Source organism: Phyllobacterium sp. GQ127 (genome assembly GCF_059758635.1).
Map to the genome: position 1 here is coordinate 710696 of NZ_JCAXDZ010000003.1, position 20531 is coordinate 731226.

Below are 20531 nucleotides of genomic sequence, written 5' to 3' on the forward strand. Positions count from 1 at the left end.
GTTCCCTCGTAAACGCCTGTTTTGTTGCGATATGGTCACAACGACAGTTTCGGATAGGTTGTGTAATGCCTTTGCGGGTTGGCCTGTATTAACCACCATGTTATCGTTTTCTTAAGCTAGAGAGGCGAATTTTAACGATCACGGGATATGGGGTAATCATTCCTGTTGGTTTGTGTCATTTTGTTTGAGTTAGGGATTATACTGGTTGATGGACTTCAAGCGCCCACAGGCCAGTTTGTTTGCCGCCGCATTGCTGGCTTGCTCAGCCCTTGTATCGCCCGCGCACGCGTTCGAAATCTTCGGCATTCATTTGTGGGGCGAAAAAAAAGACGATGACGCGGATTCCGTCATTGCCGATCCGCAAAAATATACCGTAGAAATCGCCAACGAAGAAAACGAAGAGACCAAAAAGCTCGTCGAAGGTGCTTCCAGCCTTGTCGCTGATAAGGACAAGCCTGCCTCCGGTGCCGCAGGGCTTCTAGCCAAAGCCAGAGGCGATTATCGCCGTATTCTTGGCGCGCTTTACGCCGATGGTCGTTATGGCGGCAATATCAGCATTAAAGTTGATGGGCGTGAGGCGAGTGATCTTCCTCCCGACACGGTTTTGCCAGATCCCGCAACCGTGTCAATTTCGGTCGATCCGGGACCGCAGTTTCTTTTCTCTACCGCACGCATCAAGAATGTCGCTCCGCCGCCGGTCGACAAGAAGGATATTGTCGACCTGCCTGAAAATCAGGGGTTCGCGGTGGGCGATATTGCCCGCTCCACGTCAATCGTAAAGGCAGAGCGCCTTGCTGTTGATGCATGGCGCGAGCAGGGCCATCCCAAGGCGAAGATCGTTTCGCGCAACGTCACCGCCGATCACGACAACAGCAAAGTTGATGCGGTTATCGATGTTGATCCCGGTCGCCGCGCATCGTTCGGCCAGACGCAGGTCACCGGTACTGAGCGCATGGACCCTGAGTTTGTCGCCTTCATCACGGGTCTGGAGCCCGGACGCGAATATGATCCTGACGAGATCGAGCGCGCCAAAAAGCGTCTGTCTCGACTTGAGGTGTTCCGCTCGGCCCGTATCGAAGAAGCAGACGCCATCACAAGCGATGGGCTTTTGCCGATTACTGTAGCCGTTCAGGAGCAGAAGCTGCGCCGCTTCGGTGTTGGTGGCAGCTATTCGACCCTGGACGGCGCCGGTTTTGAGACCTATTGGCAGCACCGCAATCTTTTTGGCCGGGCCGAGCGTCTGCGGTTCGATGCCAAAATCGGTGGCATTGGCGGGCAATCCTACGACCCACAGGACTATAATTACATGCTGGGTGTCAGTTTCACCAAGCCTGGTGTCTGGACGCCGGATACAGACTTCATTTCCTCGCTGATTGGCGAGCGCAAGGTTCTGGATGCCTATACGCAGACTTCAGTCACTGCTGAAGCTGGCTTAACCCATATATTTTCGGACGAGCTTTCCGGCAAACTCACTGCGAGTGTGTCGAAGTCGAAATTTGAAGATGATTTCTTCGGAAGCCGTGATTTCCTGACAGTGGGTGTTCTTGGCGGGCTGACCTATGACAGCCGCGACAGCAAGGTTGATCCAAAGAATGGCTATTATCTTGAGGGGCTTTTGTCGCCATTCTACGAAGTAGAATATGGCAACTTCGCCACCAAATTTACGGCGGAAGGGCGCACCTATTACGGTTTCGGTGCCGATGATCGTTTCGTCCTCGCCGGGCGTCTGAAGCTTGGGTCGATTGTTGGCGCTGAAATCGGCGAGCTGCCACCGGATCAACTGTTCTTTGCTGGTGGGGGTGGTTCAGTTCGCGGCTATGCCTATCGCAATATTGGCGTGAATGTCAGCCGCGATGGCGATAATTATGTGATCGGTGGACGCTCGCTTGTCGAAAGCTCGGTGGAAGCACGCGTGCGCCTTACCGATACGATCGGCGCGGTCGGCTTTGTCGATGCGGGCTATGTCGGCGAAGAATCTTTCCCGGATTTTGCAGAGCAGCTACGGCTCGGTGTTGGCGCGGGCATAAGGTATAATACCGGCCTTGGTCCGATCCGGCTTGATGTTGCCGTTCCGCTTGACCGGACCGATGACGATCCAAGTTTTGCTTTCTACGTTGGCATAGGACAGGCGTTTTGATCCGGATACTTGCAACCCTTCTCTTGCTCCTTATCGTCGGCCCGTCCGTGGCGCAGTCGCCTGCGCCTGCCAGCGCCGAGGCAGAGAAGTCATATTTTCTCAGCTTTGTTGAAAACCAGCTATCGACACCAAATCGTCAGATTGTGATCTCTGAAATTCAGGGCGTGCTTTCCTCCGAAGCAAATATTGGCAGCATCACGGTTGCGGATCGCCAAGGTATCTGGCTGAAGATCACCAATGCCCGCATCGTCTGGAGCCGCCTTGCGCTGCTGCGTGGACGTCTGGATATCAATACGCTGGCGGCAGACTCCATCGATGTCATGCGCAAGCCGCTACCGGACGAAGGTTTGCCTTCGCCGGAAGCGAAAGGTTTCAGCCTGCCGGAACTACCGCTTGCGGTTATTCTTCAGGAGTTGAAGATTGGTCGCGTAGCGTTTGGGGATACAGTTTTTGGCCTGAAATCAGAGATTTCCGTTGCGGGAAATCTGACGCTTGACGGCGGCTCGCTCGATTCCAATTTGCAGATAAAGCGTCTGGATGGTCCAGGCGGTGATTTCACGATCAAAGCCGCTTATGCCAATGAGAGCCAGCAGCTTGATCTCGACCTTTTGCTGAACGAACCGGCGAATGGCATTATGGCCAACCTTCTTAATATTGAAGGACGCCCGCCTGTTGTCATGGCGTTGAAGGGCTCCGGCCCATTAAGCGATCTGGCTTTGCAGTTGACCCTCGACGCAGCGGGCAAGCGCGTTCTTACCGGCAATACCAAGATTGATCGCCAGGCTGACGGGCTTGGTTTCAAGACGACGCTGGACGGCGAAGTTGCAGCCCTTATCCCGCCGATATTTCGTGATTTCTTCGGTAATGACACTGCTTTGGTGGTCAATGGCGTGGTACGTGATGCCGGTGGATTTGCGCTTGACCGTCTCAGTATCAAAAGCAATGCGCTGCTGGTTGATGCCACAGGTGAGACCACGAATGACGGGTTCCTGCGCCGATTGAAGGTCGACGCAACGATAGCCAACCCAACGGGCAAGAAGGTTATCCTGCCTGTTGCCGGCGGTCAGACCACTGTGGATAAGGCGGTCTTCGCCGTCGATTTCGGCACGAATGCAAATGCAAATGATGCCTGGTCAAGCACTTTGGAAGTCACCAACCTGACAACGGAAATGTTTGCCGCCAAATCGGCCAACCTTGTCGCCAAAGGCTTGGCTCAAAATGTTGATGACCCTGCGGCCCGTTCGCTGACCTATGATTTAAACGGCGACATTTCCGGTATCACCGCAAAACGGGCAGATATAGCTGAAGCCCTCGGTGATCTTGTCCAGCTTAAGATCAATGGCGACTGGAAGGCTGGTACCCCTGTCAATCTTAAGCAGGCCTTGATCGCGGCCAATGGATTGAGTGCTTCTCTGGCAGGCGCGATCAGCGAATTCGCCTATCGCGGCGATATTCTTGTTAAAGCTTCAAGCATCTCGCCCTTCTCGGCGCTTGCCGGCCGGGAATTGGCCGGTTCGCTTGACCTGAAAGCCAACGGTCTTGTTGAGGCGTTGACAGGCGGTTTTGATCTGATGCTGGACGGCAATGCTACGGGTATGAAGCTTGGCATCGATGCAGCCGATAAAGTGCTGGCGGGCGAAACACGGATCACCGGCGGCCTCGCCCGTGGCGAAAATGGACTGAGTGCCAAGAATTTCAAGATCGAAAATCCGCAGACGCTTGTCACCGCCAATGGAACATTTGCCAGCGGTGCCGCCAATTTCGACTTTGGCCTCAACCTTACCGATCTGGCACTTCTTTCGGAGAAGGCGGGCGGGGCATTGAAGGTAAAGGGCAGCGCGCGCGGTCAGGACAAGATCATCGCCCTTGCCTTTAATGCGGGTGTGCCGCAGGGCACATTATCGGGACGCAAGCTGACCGAAGGCGATATTTCGTTCAATGGAACGCTGCTTGAAGACAATATTGACGGCAAGCTTTCAGGCTTGGCTTTTCTCGATGGCATCCGCGCGGATCTTTCCACCGAGATCGCGTTACGCAAAGATGAGAAACGCCTCAGCAATTTGTTGTTTATCGCGGGTGGAACGCGTCTGCGCGGTGATGTTACGCAAGACAAAAAAGGATTGCTGCAAGGCAATCTGACGCTGAGTTCCGCCGATGTGTCCACCGCCGCTGCGCTCTTCCTAGTCGAAGCGACAGGCAAGGCCGATGCGACGATTGCGCTATCGCATGATGACGATAAGCAGAACCTCGATGTCAAAGGACAGATTGATAGTCTCAAGGCTAATAATGTTGCCATTGGCAAAGCAGAAATTGCGCTTGTGGCACAGGATATTTTCAATGTTCCAGCCGCCAACGGCACGGTAAGCGCAACCAATATTTCGGCCTCCGGAATTGATATTACAAGCCTTGACGCCCAGGCGAACCAGAGCGGTAAGGCTACGAATTTCACTCTTGATGCAGCGCTGAAAAACGGCGCGAAAACATCCCTTGGCGGCGCTCTTGAACCCACGGATAAAGGTTATCTGCTGTCGCTGGCAAAGGCGGAACTGACACGTGACAAGCTTGCTGCCCGCCTCGTACAGCCCGCAGCAATCAATGTTGCTGGTAGTGATGTCTCATTTGGTGACATCATCCTTGATATCGGCAATGGCAAGGTGACCGTCAGTGGTGAAGTTGCCCAAACGCTCAATCTTGCCGTTGCGATTGAGAAACTGCCCCTAGATATCGCCAATACGATCAAACCTGATCTTGGGCTCGGCGGAGAAATCAATGGCACCGCCAAGATCGGTGGTACGCGCGAGAAGCCGGACGTCAATTTCGACATGCAAGCGCGCGGCATAACGGCAGCAGCACTGAAGAAAGCGGGTCTTGAAGCGCTTAATCTTGATGCCAAAGGCACATCAACGACTGACCAGTTAAATGTCGATGCCCATTTGACCGGGGCAAATGGACTGGACGCTTCGGCACGCGGATCGGTGCCTTTGGCACAAGGCCAGCTTGGCGTCGATCTCGATCTGAAGAGTTTCCCGTTGACGACTCTCAACGGCATTGTCAAAGATCAGAACCTCGCGGGCGCTGTTTCCGGCCGCGGTCGTGTTACAGGAACATTGCAAAAGCCAAATGCGGAGTTTGACCTGAAGGGTTCGAGCATTTCCGCCAAGCCCTTGCAGGAAGCCGGGCTAGCCCCTCTGCAACTGACGGCAGCAGGCCGCTTCGCCAATGAGCGCCTTTCACTTTCTTCTGCAAAGGTCGATGGACCGCAGGGCTTTACAGTATCAGCCAGTGGTGAAGTGCCAGTGTCCGGTAACGGACTTGGCATCAATGTCACCGGAAATATTCCGCTTTCTCTGGCTAACCGCTTCCTCGCAGATCGCGGAACACAGGCCAAGGGCAATATTGATGTCACGGCCAATGTAACCGGCAGCTTTGCCCAACCACAGATTCGCGGCATGTTCTCGGCCAATGGTGCGGAAATCATGGATCCGGAATCGAATCTGCGCTTGCAGCGGATTACCCTGCTTGGCAGCATGGAGGGCACGACTGTCACAATCCGCACGCTGACGGCCGGGATTTCAACAGGTGGTACCGTCAGCGCGACAGGTACGATCTCAACGGATGCTGCTGCGAATTTCCCCGCTAATATTGATATCAAGCTCGACAAGGCGCGCTATGCCGACGGCAATCTTGTTGTCGCCACTGTGACGGGCGCGCTGGGCATCAATGGTCCTCTGACCCGTGATCCCGTCATTGCTGGCAATATCAATATTGATCGCGCTGAAATCACTGTTCCGGAAACCTTTGGGGGTCCGTCGGCGGTTATCGACGTAAAGCATAAAGATGCTTCGAAGAAGGTTCAACAAACACTTAAGCGTGCCAAGGCTGATCAGCGCGAGGTCGCAACACCGACATCGCGTCCAAGTGTGGTGCGGCTCGATATCAATGTTACAGCACCCAACAAGATCTTCGTGCGTGGTCGCGGCCTTGATGCGGAGATCGGCGGTTCCGTGCGATTGACCGGTCCTGCCACAAATGTTCAGCCTGTAGGCGGTTTTGATCTCATCCGTGGCCGTCTTGGCATTCTTGGCCAGCGCATCACCTTCACGGAAGGTCAGGTCACGCTGGTTGGCGATCTTGATCCTGAAATCAACTTCGTTGCCACTACCCAAAGCAGCGACATAACCGTCAGTGTGACTGTAAAGGGCCGCGTATCCGATTTGCAGATTGTCTTCTCGTCGCAGCCGGAACTGCCGCAGGATGAAGTCATGGCGCGCTTGATCTTCAATCGTTCGATCAGCGAGTTGACACCGCTGCAGATTGCTCGGCTTGCTACCGCCGCTGCGGAACTGGCAGGTGGTTCAAACTCGTCGCTCATCGACAGCCTGCGTAAGAGCACGGGGCTTGATGATCTTGATGTTGTTACCGATAGCGAAGGCAACGCAGGCGTTCGCGCCGGGCGTTATATCAGGGATAATATCTATCTCGGTGTTGAGGCAGGTGCCGGTGGCAACACCAAAGGTACAATCAATCTCGACATTACGCCCAATCTGAAAGCCAAGGGTGCCGTTGGCAGCGATGGCGATTCCGGCGCTGGTCTGTTCTTCGAAAAAGACTACTAAGTGCATTTCCAGCAAAGGTGCGAAGCGGCTTCGCATTTGGGCAATGCATAAAAACCTATGAAAAAGGGCGGTGCAAAGCACCGCCCTTAATGTTTTTAGCCGCGTGCTGGCAGAACTGGCAGTGGCTCCGCACGGCCTACGACAAATGCGTAGTTGAACGCGCCGATGACGGCGACGCCGGCAGCCAGAGCGAATGACGGAATATAGTTTCCATTAAACACATCAAGCAGATAGCCAAACAGGAACGGGCTGATAATGCCTGCAATGTTTGAGGCAAAGTTCTGGATGCCGCCAATTGATGCCACATGATGCGAGCTTGGCGCAACGTCTGCTGGCAGCGACCAGATTGCCGTGGCCGCAACAGCCAGACTGCTGTAGGAAATCGCAAGGAAGATCAGCGCCATATAGAGCGATGTCACCATTGCAGCGGGTAGAATGGCCGCGCCACCAAGCAGACCGCCAACCATGATGATCTTGCGGATTGTCGTCACGTCGGCACCATTGCGAATAGCGCGATCGGCCCAGATGCCTGCCGCCCATGCCGCAGCAACAGCGGTAAGGCCTGGGATCATCCCGAATGTGCCAAGCTCGGCCAGATTGAGGCCGCGCGCATTCTTCAGATAATCGGGGAACCAGGTCAGGAAGAAATAGATGACGAAGTTCAGGCAGAAGAAGCCGATCATCATGCCCCAAACGGTGCGATAACGGAAAAGGTCGCGCCACCGGATTTTTACCGCTTCCGCATCGTCATTCTCTTCCGTGCGCCCACCATTATCGGTGATGTATTGACGCTCCAGATCGTTTGCGCCCGGGTGGTCGGCAGGGTCGCGATACATCATGTACCAGAAGAATGCCCATACCAGGCCAAGCACACCGAGAATGATGAAGGAATAATGCCAGGTCGCGAGCGCGATTATGCCGGTCACGATAGGCAATGCGAGAACAGTGCCAACGCGTGAGCCGGAGTCGATGACTGCGGTAGCGAAAGCGCGCTCGCTTTTTGGAAACCAGCGCGATGCGGCCTTGGTTGCGCTTGGGTAGGCCGGGGCCTCACCCGCTCCCAAAGCAAAACGCATGCCGAAGAAGCCCCAGAAAGTCGTGGCGAGCGGTGTCAGCGCCGTGAATACAGACCACCAGACGGCAGCCAGAGAAAAGGACCGGCGCGCGCCGACCTTATCGGTAAACCAGCCAGCGATCAGCATCATGCCGTCATAGGCCCAGAAGAACGCGCCGAAGATCAATCCCTTCTCGGCATTGCTGAGGTTGAGGCCAAGTTCAGCATCGATATAGGGCAAAGCCACGCTCATATTGGCGCGGTCAAGATAATTCATTGTCAGACCAAGAAAGCACATCGCGAGAATGATGTAGCGAACCTTGCTGGCACCCGCTGGAGCCTTCCGTGGGGGATGGGCAGCTTTTGTAGCTGAGGACATTTTGTACTCCTTTGCCGCCAAAAGGCGGAGACAATTGTGCGTGGTTCGACGAGGCTCACCATGAGGACTGGGATTGGGCTGCAACAACACTTGCAACGTCGAAGATTGATCTTGCAATCCTCAATTTCCCTCATGGTGAGCTTGTCGAACCACGCAGAACTGATGTGCAGGTTAAATTAAGCTTGTACGACCTGCTGGCGCTGTTCGCCCAGACCCTCAATACCGAGCGTTATGATATCGCCTTCCTTGAGGAACACATTCGGCTTTTGGCCAAGGCCAACGCCGGGAGGTGTGCCGGTCGAGATGATGTCGCCCGGATGCAGGCTCATGAATTGCGACAGGTAGGAAACCAGATATTTCACGCCATAGACCATCGTCGCCGATGTGCCGTCCTGATAGCGATGGCCATTGACTTCCAGCCACATCTTCAGGTCTTGCGGGTCCTTGATTTCATCCTTGGTCACAAGCCAGGGGCCTGTCGGGCCAAATGTGTCGCAGCTCTTACCCTTGGTCCACTGTCCTTGACGTTCAGCCTGGAAGGCGCGCTCGGAAACATCATTGATCAGGCAATAGCCCGCAACATAGTCCATTGCCTCATCTTCGCTGACATATTTGGCATGTTTGCCGATTACAACGCCAAGCTCGACTTCCCAGTCTGTCTTCAGCGAAGTGCGGGGAATTTCCACATTATCGTTCGGGCCGACAATCGCCGATGTGGCCTTCATGAAAATGATTGGCTCCGGCGGCACGGTCGCGCCGGTTTCGGCGGCATGGTCGGAATAGTTCAGGCCGATGCAGATAAATTTGCCGGTTCCAGAAACGCAGGCGCCATAGCGGTCTACTTCAACGAGTGGCAGTGAAGCGGGATCGATCGCAGCGAGTTTCTTCAAGCCCTCGGGTGAAATTGCTTCACCGGCTATATCCTTCACGTGGCCGGAAAGATCGCGGACATTGCCGTCCTTGTCGACAAGACCGGGTTTTTCCTGGCCGAGCGGGCCATAACGCAAGAGTTTCATTGGTCAACCTTCTCTTCACTGGTGGGTAGTGGCCTAGTATGTAGCACGGCCACCGGAAATGTCGAATACTGCTCCGGTCGTGAATGAACATTCTTCACTGGCAATCCACGTAATCAGCGCGGCAAGCTCTTCAACTTTGCCAAAACGCTGCATCGGAATCTTCGAAAGCATGTAATCGATGAACTCCGGCTTCAATTGCTGGAGGATGGGCGTATCAACGGTAGCCGGTGTTATCACGTTGACGGTAATTCCATCACCGGCAAGTTCCTTGCCCAGCGATTTTGTCAGGCCGATGACCGCAGCCTTTGATGCGCTATAGGCCGAGGCATTGGGGTTGCCCTCCTTGCCCGCAATGGAAGCAACATTGACGATCCGGCCATAGCCGTTCTTCTGCATGACCGGCACGACAAATCGATTGCAATAAAACAATCCGTGCAGATTGCTTTCAAAGACCTGTTTCCACTGATCAATGGGGTAGTCGGCAACCTTGGCATTGGGTCCGGCTATTCCCGCCGAGCAGACAAGCACGTCGATCTTGCCAAAGGCAGATACGGTTTCCTGCGTGGCCTTCTCGACCTGGTCAGGATCGGACACATCGAGACTAACGCCGTGGGAGGAGGCTCCAAGCGCTGCCTTTGCCTCCTCGATCTTTGCTGCATCGACGTCCCACAGAGTGACCGTGCCGCCCTCCGACACGATCCGCTCTGCTGTTCTGAAACCTATGCCGGAGGCACCGCCGGTTATAACCGCGTGCCTCCCCTCATAGCGCCGTATGGAATTCGCCATGCTTCCTCCCGATATATGGCTTTTGCATCTGTCAGGGCGTCCGGCGATTTAGTGATTATCGCGTGGAAGCCCCTTGGTCTGAGCAATGCGCTGGTAGTCAACGGCAGGTTTCAAAACCATGCCTTCATCAAGCTGACCGACCATGCCGCGCTGGATTTCCTGCCACGGCGTCTGGCTTGCCGGATATTTATAGCCGCCCGCAGCGATCAGATCGTCCTTGCGCTTTTGCAATTCCTCATCGTCGATCAGGATGTTTGCAGTGCCCTTGTTGAGATCAATGCGCAGATGATCGCCGGAGCGAACGAGCGCAAGTCCGCCATTGACCGCCGCTTCCGGCGAGGCGTTGAGGATGGATGGGGAACCGGATGTGCCGGATTGACGGCCATCGCCAAGACAAGGCAGCGCATGGATACCCTGCTTCAGCAGATAGGCTGGCGGCTGCATATTGACCACCTCTGCCGCACCTGGATAGCCGATCGGCCCAGTGCCGCGCATGATCAGAATGCTGTTCTCGCTAAGGCCAAGCGCCGGATCGTCGATCCGATGATGATAGTCCTCCGGTCCGTCAAAAACTTCGGCAATGCCTTCAAAGGCTTCCAAGTCATCCGGATTGGATAGATAGCGCTGGCGGAATTCCTCGGAAATGACGCTGGTCTTCATAATGGCGCTGTCGAAGAGATTGCCCTTGAGGTTGATGAACCCGGCCTTCTTTTTCAACGGCGCATCATAGGTCTTGATCACGTCCGTGTTAAGGTTTTCTGCATGCTCGCAATTGGTGCCGATGCTTTGGCCGTTGACCGTCACAGCGCCCGGATGCGGAAGTTTCCCGGCCTTCATCAGTTCGGCAACCACGGCAGGCACGCCGCCCGCGCGATGATAGTCCTCACCCAGATATTCACCGGCTGGTTGCAAATTGACCAGAAGCGGCACGTCATGGCCGATTTCCTGCCAATCATCATTGTCCAGCGGAATATTGAGATGGCGTGCAATGGCATTCAGATGGATCGGTGCATTTGTCGATCCGCCAATCGCGGAATTGACAACGATGGCATTTTCGAAGGCGGCCCGTGTCATGACATCGGATGGCTTCAGATCTTCGCGTACCATGTCGACGATGCGTTTGCCGGTGTCATAGGCAATCTGGCCGCGTTCGCGATAAGGCGCGGGGATGGCTGCGCCGCCCGGCAATTCCATACCAAGTGCTTCGGCTAGCGAATTCATGGTGGTAGCAGTGCCCATCGTATTGCAGTACCCGACCGACGGCGCCGATGATGCGACGATATCCATGAACTGGTCATAGTTGATTTCGCCGGAGGTGAGCTTCTCGCGTGACTTCCAGACGATGGTGCCGGAGCCGGTGCGCTCGCCGCGATGCCAGCCATTCAGCATGGGTCCGACTGACAGCGCGATAGCTGGAATGTTCACCGTGGCGGCGCCCATCAACATGGCTGGCGTGGTCTTGTCGCAACCGATGGTGAGAACAACGCCATCAAGTGGATAGCCGAAGAGAACTTCAACGAGGCCGAGATAGGCAAGGTTGCGGTCGAGTGCTGCGCCGGGGCGCTTGCCGGTTTCCTGGATCGGATGAACCGGAAACTCGAAAGGAATGCCACCAGCAGCAATGATACCGTCACGCACGCGCTTGGCCAGTTCAATATGGTGCCGGTTGCAAGGTGAAATATCCGAACCGGTCTGTGCGATGCCGATGATCGGCTTGCCCGATTGCAATTCGCCGCGGGTCAGGCCGTAATTCAGATAGCGCTCAAGATAAAGCGCGGTCATCCCCGGATTGTCAGGATTGTCGAACCATTCCTGAGAACGCAGTTTTTTCGGGGTTTTGTTGCTGGTCATTTAAGTAACTCCTGGGGGACTTATTCCTTGACCGCACCGGTCATGGAAGAAACGTAATAATCGACAAAAAATGAGTAGAGGATGACAACGGGCAGCGACCCGAACAGTGCGCCCGCCATCAGTGAACCCCACTCGAAAACATCGCCTCGCACCAACTCCGTCAGCACACCGACCGGGACAGTCTTGTTCTCAGAGGATTGGATGAAGGTCAGCGCATAAATGAACTCATTCCAAGACAAAGTGAAGGCAAAAATACCGGCAGATATCAGTCCAGGCACTGCCAGCGGCAATATGACCCTGACCAGAATCTGCCAGCGCGACGCGCCATCCACCAAAGCGCTTTCCTCAAGCTCGAAGGGTATGGACCGGAAATAGCCCATGAGCAGCCATGTGCAGAAGGGGATGAGGAAGGTCGGATAGGTGAAGATCAATGCGAATTTGGTGTCGTAAATGCCAAATTTGAACACGATAACCGCCAACGGGATGAACAGGATCGACGGTGGCACCAGATAGGCAAGGAAGATCAAAAGACCTACCGGGCGAGAGCCGGAAAAGCGCACACGCTCAATCGCATAGGCGGCGAAAACAGATGCGGCAAGCGACAGCACGGTCGCGCAGACCGATACGACAATCGTGTTCCATAACCAGCCTGGATAGGAGGTTTCGAACAGCAGATATTTAATATGGTCGAGCGTTGGCTTCACCACCCAGAACGGGCTGTAATTATTATAGTCCGTCAACTGGTCATTGGGCTTAACCGCGGTGATTGCCATCCAATAGAATGGAAACAGCAATACGATGATGAAGACCAGCAGAGGAAGGTAAAGCACGACAATGCGCCGTGGCAACCGGTTGAGATAGCTCATGCCCTGCGCTTCGTCGTTCAGCGGCTGGGCGTTTGTTTGCTCGGAAATGCTCATGATTGTCTCCCTCCCGTTCAATCTTGTCCGCCCTGTTGCCATTTGCGACGCTGAAGGCCGAAAAATGAGAACAGGATCGAAGCCAGAAGGAATGGAATCATCGCGACAGCAATCGCCGCGCCTTCGCCAAGCTGTCCGCCAGGTATGCCGCGCTGGAATGACAAGGTTGCCATCAGATGCGTTGCATTGACCGGGCCACCCTTGGTCAGCACGTAGATCAGCTGGAAATCGGTGAAGGTGAAAAGCACCGAGAACGTCATCACCACAGCGATGATGGGCGTGAGCATGGGCAAGGTTATAAAGCGGAAACGCTGCCAACCTGTCGCGCCGTCCAGCGATGCTGCTTCATGCAGCGATTGCGGAATTGTTTGCAGGCCGGCAAGCAGCGAGATCGCCACAAAAGGAATGCCGCGCCAGACATTGGCGGCAATCACCGAGGCACGCGCGTTGTTGGGATCACCAAGGAAATTGATGGGACCGTCGATCCAGCCAAGCTGCATCAGCGACCAGGAAATAATCGAAAACTGCGCATCATAAATCCACCAGAAGGCGAGGGCGGACAATACCGTCGGAACCACCCAGGGCAGGAGAATAATGGCGCGGAAGAATGATTTGAACGGCAGATGTTCGTTGAGGATCATCGCCAGCCAGAGGCCGAAACCGAATTTCAATATGGACGCGATGAAAGTATAGAGAACGGTGTTGTAAACGGCCATCCAGAAGACCGAGTCATTGGCAAGCGCCTGATAGTTTTCGATGCCGATAAAGACGCCGTCGCGACCGATCTTTGCGTCGGTAAAGCCGAGCCATACGCCCAGTCCGAGTGGATAGGTCAAAAAGCAGATGAGGAACACTGCCGCAGGCAGCATGAAGAACAGGCCGACCGCAGTATTGCTGCGGGCCATTGTGCCAAAGGCAGAGTTTCGTTTTGCAGTCGGCGTCATTGTCATCGGATATCTCCGGTTGCGTCGGCTTCGAAAGCAATTCCAGGAAAAGCAATAGCCGGTTTTCCGTCAGGAATTGCGAAACAAGAAAGCCTTCCGCCGCGTTGGACGGCGGAAGGCGTTTATGGCTGCTTAAGTGGCGTAGTAGCGATTTGCGCGCTTCTCCGCCTGTGCAATGGCATCCTCTGCGGTCATCTGACCGGTCACGGCTGTCGCATACATATCGACGAGCACGTAATCGGCCATCACGCCCGCCGATGCTGTTCCCAGCGGTCCGGCAAAACCGTTCGGGCGAAGCGTTTCGGAAGCCCGCGCATAGGCTTCGTGGATCGGAACGGACTTCCACACCGGATTGCTTGCATATTCCTTCAAGGGTTGGCAGCAATAGGCGCTGGCACCCTCGATCCAGGCGTTCATATTTTCGGCCTGATACATGAATTGCAGGTAGGCCTTTGCAGCTTCCGGGAACTTTGTGTGCTTGAAGATCGAAATCGTTGAAGTCTGATGCAGCTCGATCGACTTGCCGACCGGACCGATTGGCAGGTTTGTCGAGCGCATGTCTTCAAGGATATCCGCCATGGATGGATCTTTCTTGGCAGCATAATAGACCGACACACCATTTGCCGTCAGCGATACCTGCCGTGCAAGGAAGGCGCGGTTATTATTGACATCCTGCCAGCTTTCCGTGCCTGGAATGAAGGTCTTGTAGAGTTCCTGCGCATATTTGACCGATGCGAGCGTTTCAGGGCTGTTGAGGACAACTTTACCGCTTTCATCGACGATCATGCCGCCATGGCTCCAAAGCAACCAATGAGCGTAATTATTGCCGTCTCCCACTGCCTTGCCGTGCGGAAAGCCAGCCGGTGTGCCTTTTGCCTGCAAGGCCTTGCACAATTCAAGGAAGCCTGCAGTGTCCTTCGGAAACTCCTGGAAGCCCGCGGCTTTCATATGGCTGTCGCGGTAAACAACCGCATTGCCGATGGCGCAAAGCGGAAGCGCAATGAACTTGCCGTCGCGTTTGGCATAGCCTTCAAGGCCGGCATACCAGCCGCCATGCGCGCCACCCAGATATTCGCCAAGCTCAGTCACATCGACCAGCTTGTCCGGATATTGCTGCGGATCATCGAACCAGCTCATCACCATATCCGGGCCGGAGCCGACATTGGCGGCAACGGCAGCTTTCGGACGAACGTCCTCCCAGCTTTCCTTGTCGACCCGTACCTGCACGCCAGTCGCCTCAGTGAATTTCTTGGTGTTGGCAAGCCATGCGGCTTCTTCGGCTGGAACAAATGGAACCCAGCGCAGCAGGCGCAATGTGGCGCCTTCTTCCGGTTTGTAGGTTGGTGCTGCGGCTTGAGCAAAGGCAGGCGTAAGCCCGAAACGGTTGAGCCCTGCGGCAGCGACTAGTCCGGCTGATGCGCCGAGAAGATGTCTTCTGTTAATGGTCATTCTTGCTCCTCCTTGGTTGTAAAAGGCCTTCAAAATGCTCCCACATTCTGGGCCACGGGCTATGTCGGTGCTTTATGACGAAGACCTGCTACCGACCGGCAGGCACCGCTTATGCTAGAGCTCTAGACCAGGCGCTTGCCGGTCTCTGCATCGAACAGATAGGTCGCTTCCGCATGTATGGAGAGGCCGACTATCTCGCCCGGCTTTGCATTTATGCGTTGATGGAAAACGCCGGTGACGAGATCGCCGCCAACCCGCATGATCATTTGCGTTTCAGAGCCTGTTGGTTCAATCACGACGACTTCAGCGGGTATGCCGCCATCGACGATTGTCATGTGTTCGGGCCGTAAACCATAAATCAATGCGCGTCCCTTGGCGCTCTCCGGCGCTTTGGCAACGGGCAATTCGACACCATTATCGGTCTTGAATTTCAGCGTGCTGTTTGGATCGAGCTTGCCTTTGATCATGTTCATGGCAGGCGAGCCGATGAAGCTGGCAACAAAAAGATTTGCCGGCTGATCATAAAGTTCGAGCGGCGCACCGATCTGCTCGACCAGACCGTCATGCATGACGACGATCTTGTCGGCCATGGTCATGGCTTCGATCTGGTCATGCGTGACATAGACCGTGGTGGTTTTCAGCCGTTGGTGCAGTTCCTTGATTTCAGCGCGCATGGCGACGCGCAGCTTGGCATCCAGATTGGACAAGGGCTCGTCAAACAGGAAAACCTGCGGATCGCGCACAATTGCGCGGCCCATGGCAACGCGTTGGCGCTGGCCTCCGGAAAGCTGGCGCGGAAAACGGTCCAGCAGCGGGGTGAGGCCGAGAATTTCCGCCGCAGGCTTTACGCGTTTTTCAATTTCCGCCTTTGATGCGCGTTTCAGCGTCAGCGAAAAAGCCATGTTATCGGCAACAGTCATGTGCGGATAAAGTGCATAGTTCTGGAAGACCATGGCAATGTCGCGCTCCTTTGGAGCGAGACCATTGACAACTTGGCCGCCGATCTTGATTTCTCCTGCCGAGATATTCTCCAGCCCGGCCAGCATTCGCAGCAAGGTGGACTTACCGCAGCCCGATGGTCCAACAAGGATGACGAATTCGCCATCTTCAATCTTGATATCCACACCCTTGATGACCGGGTGGGTACCGAATGATTTTCGTACGTCGGCGAATTCAACCGATGCCATGCGCTCTCCTCCAGAAATTATGTTTGGACATCACTTCTCCCAAAGCGCTGCCCCTCTGCTTTACCCGCGTCCGACCAGCGGCATTTTAGTTGCCATGATCGTCATTGTCAGTACGTTCGCGTCCAGTGGCAGGCTTGCCATATAGACAACAGCATCGCCAATGTGATGCGCCGGTATGGTTGGCTCACTGGCGATCTCGCCATTTGCCTGCATCACGCCGCCCGCCATTTTCGATGTCATCTCAGTCGTGGCATTGCCAATATCGATCTGCCCACAAGCAATATCGAACGGTCTGCCATCCAGTGCCGTCGATTTGGTCATGCCGGTCACGGCATGTTTCGTCGCCGTATAGGGCGCTGTATTGGGGCGCGGAGTCTGGGCTGAAATCGAGCCATTATTGATAATGCGGCCGCCTCGGGGCGATTGTGCTTTCATCAGCTTCATCGCCTGCTGGGTGCAAAGAAATACACCTGTCAGATTGGCGCCGACGATTGAGGTCCAGTGCTCGAAAGTCAACTCTTCCATGGCAATGTTCGGGACATTGATACCCGCATTATTGACCAGAAGGTCCAGCCGCCCATACTCGCTCTTGATCGCCTCGAAAAGCGCTGCGACAGAGTGGGGATCGCTGACATCCGCGGTGATCGGCTTGACCGTGCCGCCAGTATCTTTGGCCAAAGCATTGGCCGCATCATCAAGCACGTCTTGGCGCCTGCCGGAAATGACCACCGTATAGCCGACCCCAAGAAGCGCAGTTGTGATGGCTTTGCCGACGCCTGTGCCGCCACCTGTCACCAGCGCAATTTTTCCCTTGCCCGAATCGATCACGCTCATGCTGGAATCTTTCCGCCGAGTTCGTCGTCAATATGCGCTTTGATAATGTCGTCAAAGGCGGTCTCTGCCTTGAAACCAAGCTTGCTGGCTCGCGACGTATCAAAATCCGTTGCCCAGCCGGACACGATTTTCTGGATTGTGGCATCGGGCTCACGGCGGATGAGTTTGACTGCCTTGTCACCTGCAACGCGCTGAAGAGCGGCAATTTCTTCGCCAACAAGCGCCGAAAGGCCGGGCATGGAAAGATTGCGCCTTGGACCGACCTGTTCAAGGTCTAACGTTGCGGCGTGGATAAAGAAGCCGACCGCCGAACGCGGGCTGGCAAACCAGTGCCGCACATTCTCATCGACGGGAAGAATTGCTTCCTGTCCCGATAGCGGCTCGCGCAGAATATTGGAGAAAAATCCCGATGCCGCTTTATTCGGCTTGCCGGGGCGAATGCAGATTGTGGGCAGGCGAATGCCGATCCCGTCAAAAAAACCTCTGCGGCTGTAGTCTGAAAGCAAAAGCTCCGAAATTGCTTTTTGCGTGCCATAGCTCGTGAGTGGTGTCGTAAAAAACTCGTCGCCGATCTTGTCGGGGAAAGGCGCGCCGAAAACCGCGATGGAGGAGGCAAATATAACACGCGGCTTGTAAGGCGCTTTTTGGCCCTCAATGCGGATGGCTTCGAAAAGCCAGCGCGTGCCATCGAGATTGATCTTGTAGCCCTTCTCGAAATCGGCTTCCGCTTCGCCTGAAACGATTGCTGCCAGATGGAAGATCATGTCCGGACGGGCGGCAACGAGCCTGTCTGCCACACCGGGATCGGACAAATCAGCGGCAATTGTCTGCGCAATACCGGCAAAGGTTGCCGGTGCTACGGGTTCGAAAACATCAACCAGTGTCAGCTTGTCTATGTCGGATCCAAGCGCGCCCGGTTCGGCAGCGATCTTGTCCAGAAGCTTGCGGCCAACCATTCCGGCTGCGCCGATCACCAAAACATGCATATGCGGTATTCCTCCCTCAAGCCCCTCCCGGGCTTAAAACAATTCCAGCAGAATGGACCCGGTTTTCGTCCAGAATTGTGAAAACAAGCCAGCGACTGAACATTTGTATGTTAGCGCTGTCATAAAGTTATGCACACTGACTAGCGTTCATCAAGCGTTTTATGGTAGCGCTGTCATTATTCTTGGAAAATGCTCTGGATTCGAGCCTATGACCCGCAAGAGAAATGCCAATCGAAACGCCGGTGCACCGACTTTGGCGGATGTGGCGCGGCTGGCTGGCATGAGCGAGATCACGGTTTCGCGCGTCGTTCGCAATCAAGGTCCCATTGCGAATGCGACGCGAACACGCGTCTTGGCCGCCATTTCCCAGCTTGGCTATATTCCCAATCGCGCTGCGGGGAGCCTCGCTTCCGCCGCTTCGACATTGATGACTGTGCTCTTGCCATCATTGTCGAACATTGTCTTTCCCGATGTCCTGCGCGGAATCCACACTGCTATCACCGAAACAGGGTTTCAGTCGGTCATTGGTGTTACCGATTATGATCCGCTGATTGAAGAGCGTATTCTTCTGTCATTTCTTGCCTGGCAACCAGCCGCTGTGATTCTGGCCGGCTTGCATCACACGCCCACAGCGCGAAAACACCTCGAGCAGGGCCGGTTCCGCGTTGCGGAGCTTATGGACATTGATGGCGATCCTGTGGATATAGCTGTCGGCATGTCACATCGGCAGGCTGGCTATGAAACCGGGCGGCACCTTATTGAGCGCGGATACCGAAGATTTGGCTATGCCGGTCATATGTTGATTTCCGATGACCGTGCAAAGGCGCGCTATCAGGGGCTGTGTGAAGCCTTAAGGGAGGCTGGTCTTTCGCTCGTCGGCGAAATGCGTGTCCCCGGCGGCGGCTCGACAATAGCCGGGCGGGAGCTTCTGGAAAAACTGCTTGCAGCCCATCCCGATTTGGATGTCGTGATTTTCCCTAATGACGATATGGCTATGGGCGGTATTTTCTACTGCATCCATGCGGGAATTGTCATCAAAGAGAGGCTCGGCATATTCGGCTTCAATGGGCTGGATATCGGGCAGGCAATGCCTCTGCCGCTCTCAACTATTCTCTCCAAGCGATTTCTGATTGGCAAAACTGCGGCGGAAAAGCTGCTTGAAAGCCGCGAGCGTCCCCCGGAAAAAACCATCATCAATACTGGTTTTGACATTATCGAGGGCGCTACTGCCTAGAGCGTTTTGCGTTTTGATAGATTTAAAATGACGCTTCTTAAGTCTTTGTTTTTACGCAATTCCGGACGGAAAACCGCTACACACTTTTCCTGGAATTGCTCTAGGTGCTGCAGCAGCTTCGTGCGTGGTTCGACAAGCTCACCATGAGGGAAGGTAATGGCTGCATGATTAACGGCCAGCGTTGCAAATCCTGACTCCTGCAATCCTCAACTTCCCTCATGGTGAGCTTGTCGAACCACGCACACCAATCATGCAGGCAGTGATTCCCACCCACCTTTGAAATGCCTTTCGCTTTACTTACGATTGACATAAAGCAATTTTCGTTTTCGTATAGACACTACAAAAACGAAAATGAAAGCTGGTTCCATGTTCCTCGCTCCCAGACATGCCGAAATTCTGGAGATGGCCAAGGAGCATGGTCGCGTGCTTGTCGATGATCTGGCGATGCATTTCAACGTCACGCCGCAAACCATTCGCAAAGACCTTAACGACCTCTGTGATCAGCGCCTGCTCAACCGTATTCATGGCGGCGCTTTATTTCCTTCAGGCGTGCAAAATCTGGAATATGAGGCGCGGCGCTTGATAGCAGCGGGCGAGAAGGAAGCCATAGGTAAAGCTGCCGCTGAGTTGATCCCCGACAATGCATCGCTGTTTGTGAATATCGGCACGACGACAGAGGCTGTTGGGCAGGCCTTGCTGGACCGTAAAGGTCTAATGATAATCACCAATAATATAAATGTTGCCAACAGGTTACGAATTTACCCCGATATTGAGGTGGTCATTGCCGGCGGTGTCGTGCGTGGCTCCGATGGCGGTATAGTCGGCGAGGCAGCGGTCGATTTCATCCGCCAGTTCAAGGTGGATTTCGCTGTTATAGGAACCTCGGCAATCGACAGTGATGGCGCATTGCTTGATTTTGATTTTCGCGAGGTCAAAGTCGCGCAAGCGATCATGGCCAATGCGCGCCACGTGATCCTTGTCTCGGACTCGACCAAGTTTGAGCGCACTGCACCCGTTCGCATCGGCCACTTGTCGCAGGTCAACACCTTCATTACCGACCGCTGCGAAAGTGAGGCAATACGCCGGATATGCAGCGATGCAGACGTCAGATTGATCGAAACATCTGTCTGAAACCGGC

General features: G+C 54.8%; 14 protein-coding genes. 4 read left to right on the top strand and 10 right to left on the bottom strand.

The genetic code is table 11. From position 1 onward, the window contains the following. Positions 1-208: 208 nt before the first annotated feature. Together AC6CHM_RS15515 and AC6CHM_RS15520 are read left to right on the top strand one after the other, a co-directional pair. Positions 209-2137, top strand: a complete 1929-nt coding sequence (locus AC6CHM_RS15515; RefSeq protein WP_498173662.1) for an autotransporter assembly complex protein TamA — start codon at positions 209-211, stop codon at positions 2135-2137. Further along, positions 2134-6753, top strand: coding sequence for a translocation/assembly module TamB domain-containing protein (locus AC6CHM_RS15520; RefSeq protein WP_498173663.1), 4620 nt, complete (start codon positions 2134-2136; stop codon positions 6751-6753). Before AC6CHM_RS15515 ends, AC6CHM_RS15520 begins: the two co-directional genes overlap by 4 nt. Before the next feature lie 95 nt (positions 6754-6848). Here AC6CHM_RS15520 and AC6CHM_RS15525 read toward each other — a convergent pair whose 3' ends face one another. The 10 genes from AC6CHM_RS15525 to denD form a co-directional block, all read right to left on the bottom strand. Beyond that, on the bottom strand, positions 6849-8186 hold the full coding sequence (locus AC6CHM_RS15525; RefSeq protein WP_440807867.1) for an MFS transporter: 1338 nt from the start codon (positions 8184-8186) through the stop codon (positions 6849-6851). A 176-nt stretch (positions 8187-8362) separates the two neighbouring features. Beyond that, complete coding sequence (locus tag AC6CHM_RS15530; RefSeq protein ID WP_115054649.1) at positions 8363-9202, bottom strand: fumarylacetoacetate hydrolase family protein; 840 nt, start codon at positions 9200-9202, stop codon at positions 8363-8365. 33 nt (positions 9203-9235) lie between these two features. Beyond that, a complete protein-coding gene (locus AC6CHM_RS15535) occupies positions 9236-9988 on the bottom strand; it encodes an SDR family NAD(P)-dependent oxidoreductase (protein ID WP_498173664.1) in 753 nt (250 codons plus the stop codon). Positions 9989-10036: 48 nt separating this feature from the next. Further along, a complete protein-coding gene (locus AC6CHM_RS15540) occupies positions 10037-11839 on the bottom strand; it encodes an IlvD/Edd family dehydratase (RefSeq protein WP_498173665.1) in 1803 nt (600 codons plus the stop codon). Between the two features lie 20 nt (positions 11840-11859). Continuing rightward, positions 11860-12759, bottom strand: coding sequence for a carbohydrate ABC transporter permease (locus AC6CHM_RS15545; RefSeq protein ID WP_115054652.1), 900 nt, complete (start codon positions 12757-12759; stop codon positions 11860-11862). 17 nt (positions 12760-12776) lie between these two features. Next, positions 12777-13664, bottom strand: a complete 888-nt coding sequence (locus AC6CHM_RS15550) for a carbohydrate ABC transporter permease (protein WP_370878848.1) — start codon at positions 13662-13664, stop codon at positions 12777-12779. Positions 13665-13835: 171 nt separating this feature from the next. After that, the gene (locus AC6CHM_RS15555; protein ID WP_115054654.1) at positions 13836-15152 is read right to left on the bottom strand and encodes an ABC transporter substrate-binding protein; all 1317 of its coding nucleotides are present in this window, start codon (positions 15150-15152) and stop codon (positions 13836-13838) included. Positions 15153-15274: 122 nt separating this feature from the next. Then, positions 15275-16339: an ABC transporter ATP-binding protein gene (locus tag AC6CHM_RS15560; protein ID WP_498173666.1), complete on the bottom strand. Its 1065-nt coding sequence runs from the start codon at positions 16337-16339 to the stop codon at positions 15275-15277. Between the two features lie 60 nt (positions 16340-16399). Then, complete coding sequence (locus AC6CHM_RS15565; RefSeq protein WP_115054656.1) at positions 16400-17173, bottom strand: SDR family oxidoreductase; 774 nt, start codon at positions 17171-17173, stop codon at positions 16400-16402. After that, positions 17170-18159, bottom strand: coding sequence for a D-erythronate dehydrogenase (gene denD, locus AC6CHM_RS15570; protein ID WP_354342932.1), 990 nt, complete (start codon positions 18157-18159; stop codon positions 17170-17172). The genes AC6CHM_RS15565 and denD overlap by 4 nt, the downstream gene beginning before the upstream one ends. A 208-nt stretch (positions 18160-18367) precedes the next feature. Between denD and AC6CHM_RS15575 the strand changes: the two genes are divergently transcribed. Next, a complete protein-coding gene (locus AC6CHM_RS15575) occupies positions 18368-19393 on the top strand; it encodes a LacI family DNA-binding transcriptional regulator (protein ID WP_498173667.1) in 1026 nt (341 codons plus the stop codon). Positions 19394-19759: 366 nt separating this feature from the next. Further along, the gene (locus AC6CHM_RS15580) at positions 19760-20524 is read left to right on the top strand and encodes a DeoR/GlpR family DNA-binding transcription regulator (RefSeq protein WP_115054813.1); all 765 of its coding nucleotides are present in this window, start codon (positions 19760-19762) and stop codon (positions 20522-20524) included. The last annotated feature ends 7 nt before the right edge of the window (positions 20525-20531 follow it).

Excerpts from the sequence above, each read along its gene's own strand:
- AC6CHM_RS15535 (WP_498173664.1), bottom strand. The coding sequence starts at position 9,988 with ATGGCGAATTCCATACGGCGCTATGAGGGGAGGCACGCGGTTATAACC.
- AC6CHM_RS15515 (WP_498173662.1), top strand. The coding sequence starts at position 209 with ATGGACTTCAAGCGCCCACAGGCCAGTTTGTTTGCCGCCGCATTGCTG.
- AC6CHM_RS15560 (WP_498173666.1), bottom strand. The coding sequence starts at position 16,339 with ATGGCATCGGTTGAATTCGCCGACGTACGAAAATCATTCGGTACCCAC.
- AC6CHM_RS15580 (WP_115054813.1), top strand. The coding sequence starts at position 19,760 with ATGTTCCTCGCTCCCAGACATGCCGAAATTCTGGAGATGGCCAAGGAG.
- AC6CHM_RS15525 (WP_440807867.1), bottom strand. The coding sequence starts at position 8,186 with ATGTCCTCAGCTACAAAAGCTGCCCATCCCCCACGGAAGGCTCCAGCG.
- AC6CHM_RS15550 (WP_370878848.1), bottom strand. The coding sequence starts at position 13,664 with ATGGCCCGCAGCAATACTGCGGTCGGCCTGTTCTTCATGCTGCCTGCG.
- AC6CHM_RS15530 (WP_115054649.1), bottom strand. The coding sequence starts at position 9,202 with ATGAAACTCTTGCGTTATGGCCCGCTCGGCCAGGAAAAACCCGGTCTT.
- AC6CHM_RS15575 (WP_498173667.1), top strand. The coding sequence starts at position 18,368 with ATGACCCGCAAGAGAAATGCCAATCGAAACGCCGGTGCACCGACTTTG.
- denD (WP_354342932.1), bottom strand. The coding sequence starts at position 18,159 with ATGCATGTTTTGGTGATCGGCGCAGCCGGAATGGTTGGCCGCAAGCTT.
- AC6CHM_RS15565 (WP_115054656.1), bottom strand. The coding sequence starts at position 17,173 with ATGAGCGTGATCGATTCGGGCAAGGGAAAAATTGCGCTGGTGACAGGT.
- AC6CHM_RS15545 (WP_115054652.1), bottom strand. The coding sequence starts at position 12,759 with ATGAGCATTTCCGAGCAAACAAACGCCCAGCCGCTGAACGACGAAGCG.
- AC6CHM_RS15555 (WP_115054654.1), bottom strand. The coding sequence starts at position 15,152 with ATGACCATTAACAGAAGACATCTTCTCGGCGCATCAGCCGGACTAGTC.
- AC6CHM_RS15540 (WP_498173665.1), bottom strand. The coding sequence starts at position 11,839 with ATGACCAGCAACAAAACCCCGAAAAAACTGCGTTCTCAGGAATGGTTC.